This window comes from Parazoarcus communis SWub3 = DSM 12120 (assembly GCF_003226565.1).
Taxonomy (GTDB): domain Bacteria; phylum Pseudomonadota; class Gammaproteobacteria; order Burkholderiales; family Rhodocyclaceae; genus Parazoarcus; species Parazoarcus communis.
This window is the reverse complement of the sequence record NZ_QKOE01000023.1, coordinates 14335-28092: the sequence shown is the minus strand read 5'-3', so window position 1 is coordinate 28092 and position 13758 is coordinate 14335. Positions and strand designations below refer to the sequence as shown.

The window sequence follows — 13758 nt, the reverse complement described above, 5'->3', positions numbered from 1 at the left end:
GAAGCTGAAATACCAATGGACACAGGATAGTTAAGTCTGTTTTAATTTATACATAAATAAAGTTCGTCAATAAGCGGGCAGAACTGGAGGAGATGATGGAGATTTCGCATGGCATGGGGGCCGCCGTTGCGCGTGCCTCACTGGGCAATTTTCCGCTGTTCAGCACCTTCGACCTGGATGAAGCGCGCGCGCGCGTGTCCCGGGTGTTCTGCGAACACAGCCTGAATGTCGTGGGGCGCTCGGGCCGGCTTGGTGCCGAAATGTATTACCGGCCGCTGCGCGGTGTCGGTATCGGGCGCATGCGCTACGGTGCCAGCGTGTCGGTGGATGCAGGGCAACTGGGTGACTTTGCCCTGATCCAGATGCCTTTGTCAGGTGCCGAGACCATTGAGCATGGTGGTCAGACGGTGTTGTCTGATCCATCCTGTGCATCGGTGCTCAGCCCGGGGCAATCGCTGCGCTTCCGCCACGAAGAGAGCACCGAAAAACTGTTCATCCGGATTGATCGCGAGACGCTCGAGCGCCACTGCCGGCAGCACCTTGGTGGAGACCTGCGCCGGCCTGTGGTGTTCGATGCCGCCATGCATTTGCAGTCGCCGCGTGCGCAGGCCTGGGTCCGCTTGCTCAACTGGTTGTGCCAGGAGATCAGCGAGGATGATGCAAGCGGTGCTGGCATGCTTCAGTCGCCGATTTACGCGGCGCAGATCGAGCAGACCGTGCTCACCACCTTGCTGTTGTGCCAGCCCCATAACTATTCGGCTCGTCTGGCTGACGATACTCCGATGGTCGCACCCAGTTATGTGCGCAAGGTCGAGCGGTTCATTGACGATCATGCCGATGAGCCGATCACTATCGGTGATCTGGCCGAGTGCGCCGCGGTCAGCACGCGCTCCTTGTTTGCGGGTTTCCGCAAGTTTCGCAATACCACGCCAATGCAATACCTGAAGGACGTCCGCTTGCGCCGGGTGCGCGAGGCCTTGATCAGCGCCTCGCCAGAATCCACCACGGTCACCGCGGTGGCGATGCGTTGGGGGTTTACCCATCTCGGACACTTCACTGCCGACTACAAACGCAGCTTTGGCGAAAGCCCCTCGGCGACGCTGGGGCGCTGAGTCTTGCAAGGGGGCGCAGTAAACACTGCGCTTCGCGGATAGCGGATGGTGTTTTTCGGATAGTGACGCGCGTTGGCTCGAGTTAGATTGCTTGTGCATGTCACAACAATAGCGGCAGCGATGTTCCATGCCGAAACCATCCAGAGAGTGCGCCCATGATTGATGCCTGTGCTCCGGTGCGTGTCCGCCGCGCCGTGTCCGCTCCTTCTCCCCATGTCGATCAGGAGAACGCGCAATGATGCGGATCCATGATCAGAGACCGGCGTCGCCGGCACGCCGTAGCTTGCTGAAGGCGGGCGGGGGGATGGCCTTGATGGGCGCTTGCACCCCCCTTGCACTGGCCGCTTCGGAGGCGCCGTTGACGGCCGGCGCCAGTGCACTCTGGGAAGTCTGGCTCGATACCCTGGTGCCGGGTGCTGCGCAGGCCGGGGCTGTGGCCTATCTCGACAGCCAGTTGCGTCTGCCGCGGGATCAGCGTGTGCTGTTTCTGCGTTACACAGACTGGTCGGGCAGCCACGCAGCGTTCTATCTTGATGGGCTGGCTGCCGTCGACCGGCTCTCCCGGGCGCTTCATGGGCAAGGCCTGCTTGAGCTGAGCACGCAGGGACGGTTGGCACTGGCTGGTCAGATTGCCGCTGGTGCGCCACCGGACTGGCAAGGGCCACCGGCTGGATTGTTCCATTTTGTGTGCAAGGCGGATGGTGCCGATCTGGTGTTCGGTACCGAACGTGGTATCGAGCGTCTGGGGCTGGCCTATCGCGCGCACATCGCGCCGACCTTGCCCTGGCCGGTGGTGGGGTAAGCGATGAAGACACTGGAAGCGGTCGACGTCGTCGTCATTGGTGCCGGTCAGGCCGGTAGTGTCATGGCCGCCCGGCTGGCTGCTGCGGGCAAGCGGGTGACCGTGTTCGAGGCGGGTCCTGCACGCACCTTGCAGGATATGACAAGTTCGCAGATCTGGGCGCGCCGCCTAAAGGGCACGCCGGATCTGCTTGAAAGCACTGGCGCGCACCCGCTGGGTATCACCTTCAATACCGGCCAGGGTAGTGGCGGTGCAGCAGCGCATCACTATGCGTGCTGGTTCCGCCTGCACCCTGAGGACTTCGACATGCAGTCGCGCCATGGCGTGGCGGCGGACTGGCCGATCGGCTACGACGATCTGCGTACTTCGTATGATGCGGTTCAGGCCGAGGTTGGCATTGCCGGTGATGCGGAAATGGAACGCTGGCGGCCTCCCGGTGCCGCCTACCCGCTACCGCCGATTCCACGTTTTCGTCAGGGCGAGATCCTGGCGCGGGGCTTCGAGGCACTGGGCATGCAGGTGGCTCCCTTGCCGCTGGCCATTGCGACCCAGCCCTTCAAGGGGCGAGCCTCATGCGTGTATGACGGTTGGTGCGATGCAGGCTGTCCCACGGGTGCGTTGGCCAACCCGCAGACCACCTACCTGAAGTGGGCGGTCGAAGCAGGGGCGGTGGTGCATCACCAGCATCGAGTACAGCGCATCGTCACCGATCAGCCCGGGCGTCGCGCCATAGGCGTGATCGTGCGCAATGGGCGGGGTGAGCGCCTGTTCCAGCCCGCCGCATTGGTCGTGGTGGCCGGCTTCGCGCTGGAGACCCCACGGTTGTTGCTGGCCTCGGCCACCGACCGTCATCCGCAGGGTCTGGCCAATGCCTCTGGCACCGTGGGGCGGTATCTGCACACCCACGCTGCGGGCGGGGTGTTCGGAATGTTCGATGAGGATACCGATTGTCAGCTCGGTGTCAGTGGCGGCCAACTGGTCTGCCAGGATCGCTACGCCAAGGCAGCCGCGCCGGGCAAGGACTTCATCGGCGGCTACCAATGGCTGGCAGCGCATTCGGTCAAGCCGAACGACCTGCTCGGCATTGCCTGCAGCCGGCCCGATCTGATTGGCGAGGCATTCAACCGCTTCATGGAAGACGCCGCCAACCGCTTTGCATCTATGACTGCAGTGGGCGAAAGCCTGCCTCTTGCAGAGAACCGGGTGGAGTTCGTGCCCGGCGCAGCCGTCGACGAAATGCCGAAGATGCGTGTCATCCACCGCTTCGACGACAACGCCGTGCGCCTGCATCGGCATGCAATGGAAGAAGGTCAGGCGATCATGAAAGCGGCGGGTGCCAAGGCGGCCTGGCATGGCCCGCTGGTCAGCATGCATCTGCTCGGTGGCACCCGCATGGGCAAGGATCCGGCAAGTTCGGTCACCGACGGATACGGCCGCTGCCACGACCTGGCCAACCTGTTCATCGCCGGGCCTGGGCTTTTCCCGTCCGGTGGCGCGGTCAATCCGACGTTTACGGCGTCGGCGCTGGCGCATCGTAGCGCGGCGCATATCGTTTCGGCCTGGGGGCAGCTGACATAACGCGGAGCATCAAGTCATCGACCCTGCAGGCCTGCGCCGGATCGTCGCGTCGCCACCCTGCAAATGCTTCATGCCCGGAACCGGGTATGAAGCATTTGCAGACACGTGCTCGATATGCCGCTCATTGACTGGCAGGCGTAGTACTTTTTGCTGATCCTGTCCTACACTTGGCGCTGGAGACACCCAAGGGGACGGTATGAAAAGTGTTTTGCTGGTCGATGACGATCGTGTGATTCTCAACCTGCTGGCGGAGGGGCTGCGCGATCTCGGCTATGAAGTGGCAGTCGCGGTTTCTGCGGACGAAGCCATTCAGCGTGTTGGAGAACGTTCGTTCGATCTCGCCGTGCTGGACATGCGCATGCCCGGGACCAGTGGTCTGGAATTGGCACATATGCTGATCGAGCGCAGTGGTCCGCCTTTCGTGTTCCTGTCCGCCTATGGCGACAAGTCCGTTGTGCGCGAGGCGGCTGACGCTGGTGCGATGGGCTATCTGATCAAGCCCGTTGACGTCTCCCAGCTTGTTCCATTCATCGAGGCGTCGATTGCGCGTGCCAGGGAGATTGAAGGCTTGCGCCACGCCAACGAGCATCTGGAAAAAGCCCTGATGGTGGAGCAGAAGACGCGGACGGCGGTCGGCATCATCATGGTGCGCAAGGGACTTGACCGTCAGGAAGCCTTCGATCTGTTGCGTGCCCGGGCGCGTTCGCAGCGACGCAAAGTCAGCGAAATTGCCGAATCGCTGATTCAGGCGGTAGAGGACATCAATCGCCTCCTGCGCGATGAGCGTTGACCCGCATCCGATGTCCCTTCGGTGGTATTCAGTTGTGCCCATTGCTGCGACCCGCCGACCTCTCCACGCATCCGATCCTGACACTTGGAGTACCAGTCTTCACCCTTGATCGGGCACAATACATATCCTGTCGCCCAGCACCTGCGACAAGCGCATCTTTGTCCGGGCCCAACCCTCGCCCGTTTTCATTTCATTTCGTCAGGGTCGGTGATGGTGGGCCTGCGCGTGGTCCACGGGGGGGCGTATGCGTGCAGGATGCAGCCTGAAAGCCAGGCTTGGTTTGAGTTTCTTGTTTCTGCTGTGTCCACCGATCGTGCTTTCGCTGCTGGGTTTGCGAGTTGAGCCGGCGCTGTCGCCTCAGGCCCTGTCGGCATGGCTTTGGGGATCGGTCGTCTTTGAAATACTGATTGCAGTCGCGGTGTTTCGCTGGGTCATCACGGCCGCAGTCGAACACCCGGATGGCGCGCCTCAGGGCACCCCGGGTGAAGGCGGCGTCGATCACTTGCCGAAGACGGACGGTTCCGTGCGCGCAGGTACCGAAGGCCCGCAGATGCACACCGGGGAGGCGGCACAAGCTCCGTATCTGCGCAATGCGCTGACGCAGGAAGTTCATCACAGGATCAAGAACAATCTTCAGGCCGTCGTGGGACTGTTGCGCCGCACTGCGCTCAAGCAGCCGGAAGCACAGGCGGCGATTGATGCAGCGGTTTCTCAGGTGCAGGCGGTTGCCGTCGTACATGGGCTCTACGGCCAGGTGACGCGCCACAGCGTGATGTTGTGCGAGTTGTTACCTGTCATTGTCAACAGCGTCTCATCACTGACCGGGGTGATGATTTCCCTCCGCGGAGTGCAGGCTGCACAGGGGCGTTTGCTGATCAGGGAGAACGAGACCGTTGCCATAGCACTGATCTTGAATGAGTTATTGACCAATGCGGTCAAGCACGCGAGCGTGACGGGTGAGGGGACGGCAGTGGACGTGAACTTCCTGCGGGAAGCAGGTCGCGCCCGTATCTCGATTACCAATCGTGGTTGTCTGCCCGCAGGGTTCGACTTCGGGGTGGGGGCAGGGGCCGGCATGGGGTTGGGGCTGGTTTCGGCCTTGCTGCCGAATCCTGGTGTCGATGTCGACTTCAAACAGGTGGGCGACAAGGTCGAGGTGAGCCTTGACATCGGGCCGCCGGTCATTCGCCTGCTTGAGGGTTTGCCACAATTGAGACCAGATGCACAGGTAGATTAGCATTCATTCCCAATCCGTCGTCCCTATTGGCGGGTCAATGATGGTTGCACAAGACGGGGGGTTGATGAGCATGAAGTCACCACCACCCGTGCCTGAAGATCGTCTCGAAGGCGATGCCGGACTGGATCACGGTGCAGCCTCCGCTGCCCAAGATCGGCAGACTGCAGTCCTTAGCGCAAGGATCGAGGCCCTTCAAGAACAGAATCAACGTCTTGCACACGAAGTGCTGCGTTTGCGCAGAGATCGGGATTACTACCGTCATCTGCGTGAATCCCAGCCGATACCGGAGCAGGCGGAGCGGATGCGGTCCGTACACTTGCGCAATGCCCTCACGGCTGAAGTACATCACCGCATTCGAAACAATCTGCAGGTCGTCATTGGCCTGTTGCAGCGGGAGTCCGTCAGACGTCCGGACGCTGCAGACGCCATCCGAAGCGTCATTTCGCAGGTCAAGACGGTGGCGCTGGCGCATGGTCTTCATGGGCGGGCCGACCATCACCTGATCAGCCTGCAAGAGCTGTTAACCGCGATCGTGGCGAATGTGACGATGCTGACAGGGTGCGTGGTCGAGGCATCCCTGGAGCCTGATGATACGCAGCCGCTACTGGTTCGCGAGGGTGAGGCAGTGGCGCTTGCGCTGATCCTGAATGAATTGTTGATCAATGCGGTCAAGCACCTCAGTGCGCCGGCGGTGCCTTGTCCCCCAAAAGTAAGCCTTGCACGAGGCGGTGACGGCGCCTTGGTCACCATTGTCAATCAAGGGAGACTTCCGGTGGGATTCGATTTCCTGACCGGACGGGGTAGCGGTTCCGGATTGGGTCTGGTGCATGCGCTGTTTTCGACCCCCGGAACCGAAGTCAGATTCAGCCAGATCGAGGACACTGTCGAGGTCCGACTGATCGTGGCGCCGCCGGTGTTGATCGTGGAGCATGTCGGTGGGGTGTAGGCGTTATCACAAAGGCTTATTTCAGACTTGAAATGATTCTTTGTCATTGATTTTTATCCATGCATCAGGCAAATTGATGTCCACATCGCCTGGAGGGTGTTGAAGCGCTCTGGCGTATGTGATTCGGATCAGCCCAACCCCCCGCTGTTCGGATGTCATGGCTTCTTGTGGCGACTGCCATGAGAACGCAGTTTTGGGCCCAATCTCCGCCCCAAGTGTCGTGGAAAGCATTACGTCCAGCTTTCACGTCGATGCGACCGACCACCGTTCACGGGGCCTCTATGATTGAACACGACTTTGCCGCGTTTCACGCAGCGCGCATTTCGCATGCGTGCGCCTTCTGTGCTCGTTCCGGTCCGGGTGGCTGTGACATCTGCCAGGGGGATTGAACCGTGGATTCGGGCGCGACGGAATTCAGCCGTTTCAGTACGGCCCTTGATCTAAGCAAAGAGGGTATTGCGCTTCGGAAGGCCTTCCTCGATTTCGGTGACAAGGACATCGACTGCCTGCGGGGGCTGCACGAGTTGCTCCGGGGCTATGCGCCGGAGTTTGCCGCTGAGTTCTATCGGCATGTGCTGTCATTCGAGGCAACCCGTTCCTTCGTCTCCGACACCGAAACCCTGGAGCGGCTGCAACGCTCGCAGGTGACGTATTTCGAGGGACTGACCGCGGGTGACTATGGCAAGGATTACATCCTTCACCGTCTGCGGGTCGGCATGGCGCATCACCGTGTCGGGCTGGGGCCGTCCTGGTATCTCGGCGCCTACGCCAAGTATCTGGTTGGCCTGTTGCCGGAAAGTGCCCGTCGCTTCGGGGTCGATAACGTCGATTTTGTCGAGACCATGCAGGCCTTGATCAAGATCGTGCTGTTCGACATGGGCTTGGCCATCGAAACCTACATCGAGGCGCGCGACCAGACCATCCAGGGGCTGAGAAACTATGCCGAAATGGTGTTCGAGACCATGCACGACGGGATTTTCGTGCTGGCACATGACTTATCGATCCTGTCCGTGAATCGAGCGGGTTTGCAACTGTTCGAGTTGTCGCTGCCGGGCGTGCTTGGCCTGCAGCTTGGGCAGGTGTTCGACTCTGCGGCGTTGGTCGATGCTGCCGCGCAAGTGATACGTGAAGGTGGCGAGCGGCAGGACCTGCCGTTCTCGCTGAGCGTGGCCGGTGGTGGGCCCGTCAGACAGGCGCGGGTGACACTACGCAATGTCTGTCTGGCTGACGAGGATGGACAGCTGTTGCTGGTCATCGAGCCGCTCAGTGAGGCTGAGCTTTTTCGTCAGCACGCCGAAGTGCAGTTGCAGCAAAGCGAGGCGATGCTGCGTGAAGCGCAGGCGGTTGCCAAGATCGGCAGCTGGCGCATGGATCGCCCGCCCGAAGCGGGCGGTCGGATCGAATGTTCGGATGAAACCTGCAGGCTGCTTGGCATCTGTGCTGGGCGCAGCTTCAGCTCGACGACCTTTTTCGAGCGGGTTCACCCGGATGACCGCGATCGCGTGGTACGGGCTTGGTGGGTCTCCATGCGGGGGGGCGAATCCCGGCTCGAGTACCGCGTCAAGATCAACGGCGAGACCCTATGGCTGGAGCATCGTGTAAAGGTCGCGGTCAATCCGGAAGGTGAGTTCCTCTCGGCTACCGGCACAGTGCAGGACATTACCGAGCGCCGGATTGCCGAGATGCAGATCGAGCAACTGGCGTTCTACGACCCATTGACCGGTCTGCCCAACCGGGCCTTGTTTCAGGACAGATTGATGCAGGCCCTGGCGCTGGCCGAACGTCAGGGTACTTCGCTATCGTTGATGTTTGTGGATCTCGACCGCTTCAAGGAAATCAACGATACCCAGGGGCATGCCTGCGGTGATCTGGTCCTGACCGAGCTTGCACGCCGTTTTCGCGCCGCCCTGCGTCATGACGAGACCCTTGCCCGGCTGGGGGGCGACGAGTTTGTCATCATTGCACATCAGACCGGCCGGTCCGCCGCAACATTGATAGCGGAGCGCTTGCATCGGACGATGCTCGCTCCGGTCGAGGTCGGAGGTTGCTCGTTTCTGCTGGGTGCCAGCACGGGCATTGCCATTTATCCGAACGACGGCGCAGATGGACATGTACTGCTCAAGCACGCGGACATCGCGATGTACAAGGCCAAGGCAGAGGGCGGTGGATATGCCTTCTACAGCCAGGAGATGGGGGAGGATCTTGCGCGTCGCATGGAGCTGGCCCGGCGTTTCTCCCGTGCATTGAGCAACAACGGCCTGCAATTGCACTACCAGCCGCAATGTGACCTCAAAAGCGGAAAACTGACCGGGGCCGAGGCCCTGCTGAGATGGCACGACGAAGAATGGGGTTGGGTCAGTCCGGCCGAGTTCATTCCGGTGGCCATCGAGCGTGGCCTGATGGTGAGTCTGGGCGAGTGGGTTCTGAAGCAGGCGTGCTGGCAACTGCAGTTCTGGGCCCGGGCGGGTTTGCGCCTGCCTGAGCGCCTGGCGATCAATGTCGCGACCGAGCAGATCGAGCAGCAGGATTTTGCGTCAAGAGCGCTGATGATCACACGCGAGGCGGGCGTCTCGCCCAGCGCGATCGAGCTTGAGATCACGGAGTCGAGCATGATGACCGACCCCGAGTCGGCGAGGCGTGTCACGGCAATGCTGGTCGATGCCGGTTTCGCCTTTGCAATTGACGATTTTGGCACGGGGCATTCGTCGCTTTCCTACCTGAAGCGTTTTCCGGCAAGCACCCTGAAGATCGACATGTCGTTTGTGCGTCAGATGCTGACGGATCGCAACGATCTCAGCATTGTCAGCACCATCATCGCCATGGCCCGCAGTCTCGGCCTGAAGACCCTGGCGGAGGGCGTGGAGGAGCTTGCCCAGCTGGACACCCTGCGCAGCCTGGGGTGCGATGAGGCGCAGGGCTATTATTTCAGCAAGGCCCTGTCGCCCGAAATGTTCGCAATCCACTGGCTGGCACCCTCCGGTCCGCCGTCTTGATCGGACGGACCGGAGGGGGGGCGATCGGCAGGCACTCCGCTCAGCGTTTGGCCAGCGCGTTGGCGACGTGAAAGCCTGATGCCCCCGACAGACCAGGGCCGGGGTGGGTGGAGGCGCCGATGTGGTACAGGCCCTTGACCGGCGTGCTGTGATCCTTGACGCCGCGTACCGGACGCCAGAACAGGTACTGGTCGATCGCGCATTCGCCGGAGTACGGGTCGCCGCCGACCAGGTTGATGTTCATGCCTTCCAGGTCGGCTGGCGACACCACCTTGCGGCCGATGATGCTGGCCTGCAGGTTGGGAGCATGCGCGGCGATGCGGGCGATGGCGCGGTCGGCATAGCGATCGGCCAGTTCGGGGGTCCAGCGGCCGTCGGCGGGCACCGGGATCTCGCCTGCAGCGTCGCCACGCACGGTGCGTGGGCACTCGGGCAGCTGGATCCACATCACCCAGCCGCCCGCGGGCGCACGCGACGGGTCGACGGCGCAGGGCTGGCAGACGCATACCGTACCTTCGGCCGGCAGCAAGCCGCGCTCGGCCTCGTTGACCGCCCGTGATACGCCATCCAGCCCGGGGGTCAGGTGCAGGTAGATCACTTCGCCCAGCGCCGGGTCGGCCCATTTGGGACGCTCCGACAAGGCCAGGTGAATCTGCATGTTGGCCTTGCCGTAGCGGTATTCCTGCGCCTGCTTGCGCAGCGGAGCAGGGGCGCTGCCGTTGGTCAGCAGACGGCCGTAGAGCTGGGTCGGGGTGACGTTGCAGATCACCTGCCTGGCTTCGAGCACGCGGCCGTCGGCGGTACGCACGCCACGTACCTTGCCGCCATCGACCAGTACCTCGGCAACATCCGCGCCGGTTTCCAGGCGGCCGCCGGCCTGCTCGATCATCGCGCGGAAGGCGTCAACCGTACGTGCGTTGCCACCCTTGACCAGCGGCAGGCCGACCGCTTCCAGCGTGAAAGCGATCACCTTTGCCATCAGCGCCGACATGGCACTCTCCGGCCCCAGGCCGGTGTGCAGTACCCAGGGGGCGAGCAGGGCGCGGGTCAGGTCGGACTGGAACTGCGTTTCCAGCCAGGCACGGCAGCTTTGCATCGCCGGGCCGAAGAAGGCCAGGGTTTCGTGTGCGCCATGCTTCCACACCCGGCCAAGCATCATCTTGCCGACGCTGGAGCTCCACAGTTCGTTGCCGAGCAGTGAGAAGATCAGTTCCGCATTCTGTTCGACAAAGGCCATGCCTTCGCCGTAGGCCGTGCCGTCGCCCTCGGCCAGTGCGTTCATTGCGGCGATGTTGGCTGCACGGTCGCGACCGAGGATCAGCGAGCGCCCGTCGGGCAGCAGCACGCCGGTCGGGGTGGCGTTGTTGGCGTAGTCCAGGCCGTTGGCGTGCAGCGCGTCCTTCAACTCGGCATAGCCGGGGCCGGTAACGAACAGCGGATGAGCGGTGGACAGGGTGTCGTGCAGGTAGCCCGGGGCGGTCAAGGCCTCGGTGCGGATACAGCCGCCGAGCACCGCTTCGCGCTCCAGCACCAGTACTTTCTTGCCGCGTTTGGACAGCACGCCGGCGCAGACAAGGGAGTTGATCCCGCTGCCGACGATGATCGCATCGTATTTGCTCATGGCTCAGATCTCTGGGGGGTGGCATCCCCTTCAGTCTGCTGCCACCGCCGCGCGGAGAATATCCGTTACCCGCAGATCGGTATCCGCATCTCGCACGCGTGAGGTGGTTCAGTGGCGCACCAGCAGCGTCTGCCGCGGCAGTTCGCCGAAGCGTTCGCGGTAGTAGGCGGAGAAGCGGCCAAGGTGACCAAAGCCATACTCCAGCGCGACTTCGGTGACGCTGACGCCGGGATTGGCCAGCAGCTTGTCGCGGGCCGCTTCCAGGCGCAGGTTGCGCAGCAGGATCATGGGTGCGACGCCGCGGTAGCGATGACACAGCACGTTGAGCGTACGCGGGCTGACCCCCGCCGCCTTGGCCAGATCGGCCAGCGACAGCGGCGCGAACAGGCGGCGGCGGATGTAGTCTTCGAGCTTGGCCAGACGGGTATTGGCCATGGCGCTGGATACGGCCACCTCGGCCAGATCTTCGCCGCCGCGGGTGTCACGTTCCAGCACGGAAGGCTGATGCGCCTGCAGGAACAGTGCAGCGGTCTGCTCGAACTGATTGAGCCAGGCGGGGTGCAACTGGCTCGCATCGTTGGGTGGCAGCAGCGACAGCAGTTGCTGCAGCAGTGCCTGCCATTGGGCTGCAATGCCCGGCTGGATCTTGAACACCGGATCGATCCACGGTCTGCAGTCGGTCGCCACCGAGGGGCAGCGGCTGAGCGAACAGGTCTGACAGGAGACCTGCCGCAACAACTCGGTGGGAATCTTCAGGATCAGCTGTTCACAGCCCGGCTGCCACAGCAGACGGATGCTGCGGCGAGGGGCGACGACGGCCACTTCGCCGCGTTCCAGGCGCAAGGGGACGTCGTCGGATTCGATCTCGGCGACACCGCGCAGCGGCATCTGCACCAGCACGAAGTCCTTGAAGGCGTCGGGCTGCACTTCCACCTCGGCACCATAGCTGAGGATCATCATGCTGATGCGGTTGAGTTCGCGGCGGTAGAGCGCAGTGGAGACTTCTCCACGGCCCCAGCGCAGCTGGTGCTCGGTGATGGCGCGGTTCAGTTCATGGTGGGACTCCACCGCCGAGTGCGAGTGGAACACCGGGTTGTGGTAAATCTTGCTGAGATCCAGTCGGGGCGAAACATCCATGTCCGTCTCCAGAACGTGTTGTTGGATGCCCGGTCGCAGTCTTCGCGTTGGGTGTGGAACAATATTACGAAAATGTTTTAGTTATCAATATAAATAGCGAAGCTTTTTCGGGCTTAAAGTAATTAAGCAAAAATCGCGCCCTGATCAAGATGGCCGCTGCAAGCGCAGATACCCGGCCGGAAACGACACCGCCCGGCGGGTGCCGGGCGGTGTCGTGGGGGAAGGGCCTTGCCTTACTTCATCGGGCACTCACCAGCAAAGTGGTCGGCGTGGGCCGTCAGCACTGTGCCGACGGTGCGGTTGGTGACCTTGCCGTCCGCCGTCTTGACCACTTCACGCATGTACAGATCCTGGATCGGATACTGATTGTTGTTGAAGCGGAAGTTGCCGCGAATGGACTGGAACTCGGCCGCCTTGAGCGCGGCGCGGAACGCGGCCTTGTCCTCGATCTTGCCACCGATTTTCTTGACTGCGCTGTCCAGCAGCAGGGCGGCATCATAGGCCTGGGCGGCGTACATGGTCGGGATGCGTCCGTAGGTCTGGACAAAGTCGGCGACGAAGCGCTTGTTTGGTGCATTTTCCAGGTCCGCGGCCCATTGTGAGGCGTTGTATAGCCCGACGATGGATTCGCCCACCGCCTTGATGGTGTCCTCATCGGCGGAGAAGCCAGGCGCCAGCAAGGCCATCTGCTTGCCCAGGCCTGCGCCGTCGAACTGCTTGATGAAGTTCACCCCCATGCCGCCGGGCAGGAAGAAGAACACCGCATCCGGCTTGGAGACACGGATCGTGGCCAGCTCCGAGGCGTAGTCCAGTTGTCCGAGCTTGGTGTACAGCTCTTCGACGATCTCACCCTTGTACAAGCGTTTGAACCCGTCCAGCGATTCGCGTCCGCCCGGGTAATTGGGGGCAATCATCGCCACCCGCTTGTAGCCCTTTTCGGTGGCGAACTTGCCCATGGCCGCCGGGATGTCCTCGTTCTGCCAGGCCAGCGCAAAGAAGTTGGGGTCGCATTTCTCGGCAGCATAGTCACGCGGCCCGGTGTTGGTGGACAGATACACCGTGTCGTTCTTCAGGATCTCCGGCAGTACCGGCAGCAGCACGTTGGAGAACACCACGCCGCTGACCACATCGACCTTGTCGCGCTTGAGGAAGCGTTCGACGTTCTGGCGCCCGGTCTGCGGGTTCTGGTTGTCGTCTGCCAGATTGAACACCACCGGCAGGCCACCCAGCTTGTCGCCGTGGTGGGTCAGGGCAAGCTTGAAACCATCGCGCACATCGGTGCCCAGCGCGGCACCGGGGCCGGACAGTGTGGTGAGAAAGCCGATCCGGATCTCGTCTGCCGCCAGTGCGGGGGTGCTGAACAGGCCGACGGTGGCAAGGGTGGCTGCAATACAGGCAAGTCTTTTTTTCATGCTGTTGCTCCGGTCTCGTGGGGTTGAGGGTGAGGTGCAAATGATTCTTGGGCAATTGTGCCGGGGCGACTATCCGGAATAGGCAAGGTGGGGCGTGGCGCTGTCCGAATCAGGCAATTGGGCAAGGCTT

The 13758-nt window shown here is 62.1% G+C and carries 10 protein-coding genes; 7 read left to right on the top strand and 3 right to left on the bottom strand.

All coding sequences use genetic code 11. The features are described 5' to 3' along the window. The first annotated feature begins 95 nt into the window (after window positions 1-95). The 7 genes from DNK49_RS20290 (at window position 96) to DNK49_RS20260 (ending at window position 9458) form a co-directional block, all read left to right on the top strand. Window positions 96-1112, top strand: a complete 1017-nt coding sequence (locus tag DNK49_RS20290) for an AraC family transcriptional regulator (protein ID WP_110529104.1) — start codon at window positions 96-98, stop codon at window positions 1110-1112. A 235-nt stretch (window positions 1113-1347) separates the two neighbouring features. Beyond that, on the top strand, window positions 1348-1914 hold the full coding sequence (locus DNK49_RS20285) for a gluconate 2-dehydrogenase subunit 3 family protein (RefSeq protein ID WP_110529101.1): 567 nt from the start codon (window positions 1348-1350) through the stop codon (window positions 1912-1914). A 3-nt stretch (window positions 1915-1917) separates the two neighbouring features. After that, window positions 1918-3492 (top strand): GMC family oxidoreductase, encoded by a 1575-nt coding sequence (locus DNK49_RS20280; RefSeq protein WP_110529098.1) that lies wholly within the window; start codon window positions 1918-1920, stop codon window positions 3490-3492. A gap of 196 nt (window positions 3493-3688) precedes the next feature. After that, a complete protein-coding gene (locus tag DNK49_RS20275) occupies window positions 3689-4282 on the top strand; it encodes an ANTAR domain-containing response regulator (protein ID WP_110529095.1) in 594 nt (197 codons plus the stop codon). Between the two features lie 280 nt (window positions 4283-4562). Further along, on the top strand, window positions 4563-5519 hold the full coding sequence (locus tag DNK49_RS20270; RefSeq protein WP_165843397.1) for a sensor histidine kinase: 957 nt from the start codon (window positions 4563-4565) through the stop codon (window positions 5517-5519). A gap of 64 nt (window positions 5520-5583) precedes the next feature. Then, entirely contained in the window at window positions 5584-6465 is an 882-nt protein-coding gene (locus DNK49_RS20265; RefSeq protein WP_165843396.1) for a histidine kinase dimerization/phosphoacceptor domain -containing protein, read from the top strand. 392 nt (window positions 6466-6857) lie between these two features. Then, a complete protein-coding gene (locus tag DNK49_RS20260; protein WP_110529085.1) occupies window positions 6858-9458 on the top strand; it encodes an EAL domain-containing protein in 2601 nt (866 codons plus the stop codon). A 40-nt stretch (window positions 9459-9498) separates the two neighbouring features. Here DNK49_RS20260 and DNK49_RS20255 read toward each other — a convergent pair whose 3' ends face one another. The 3 genes from DNK49_RS20255 to DNK49_RS20245 form a co-directional block, all read right to left on the bottom strand. Continuing rightward, window positions 9499-11079, bottom strand: a complete 1581-nt coding sequence (locus tag DNK49_RS20255) for a phytoene desaturase family protein (protein WP_110529082.1) — start codon at window positions 11077-11079, stop codon at window positions 9499-9501. Between the two features lie 108 nt (window positions 11080-11187). Next, window positions 11188-12216: an AraC family transcriptional regulator gene (locus tag DNK49_RS20250; protein WP_110529078.1), complete on the bottom strand. Its 1029-nt coding sequence runs from the start codon at window positions 12214-12216 to the stop codon at window positions 11188-11190. Between the two features lie 233 nt (window positions 12217-12449). Continuing rightward, complete coding sequence (locus DNK49_RS20245) at window positions 12450-13628, bottom strand: ABC transporter substrate-binding protein (RefSeq protein WP_110529075.1); 1179 nt, start codon at window positions 13626-13628, stop codon at window positions 12450-12452. Window positions 13629-13758 lie beyond the last annotated feature (130 nt).

Excerpts from the sequence above, each read along its gene's own strand:
- DNK49_RS20275 (WP_110529095.1), top strand. The coding sequence starts at position 3,689 with ATGAAAAGTGTTTTGCTGGTCGATGACGATCGTGTGATTCTCAACCTG.
- DNK49_RS20250 (WP_110529078.1), bottom strand. The coding sequence starts at position 12,216 with ATGGATGTTTCGCCCCGACTGGATCTCAGCAAGATTTACCACAACCCG.
- DNK49_RS20255 (WP_110529082.1), bottom strand. The coding sequence starts at position 11,079 with ATGAGCAAATACGATGCGATCATCGTCGGCAGCGGGATCAACTCCCTT.
- DNK49_RS20280 (WP_110529098.1), top strand. The coding sequence starts at position 1,918 with ATGAAGACACTGGAAGCGGTCGACGTCGTCGTCATTGGTGCCGGTCAG.
- DNK49_RS20265 (WP_165843396.1), top strand. The coding sequence starts at position 5,584 with ATGAGCATGAAGTCACCACCACCCGTGCCTGAAGATCGTCTCGAAGGC.
- DNK49_RS20285 (WP_110529101.1), top strand. The coding sequence starts at position 1,348 with ATGATGCGGATCCATGATCAGAGACCGGCGTCGCCGGCACGCCGTAGC.
- DNK49_RS20290 (WP_110529104.1), top strand. The coding sequence starts at position 96 with ATGGAGATTTCGCATGGCATGGGGGCCGCCGTTGCGCGTGCCTCACTG.
- DNK49_RS20245 (WP_110529075.1), bottom strand. The coding sequence starts at position 13,628 with ATGAAAAAAAGACTTGCCTGTATTGCAGCCACCCTTGCCACCGTCGGC.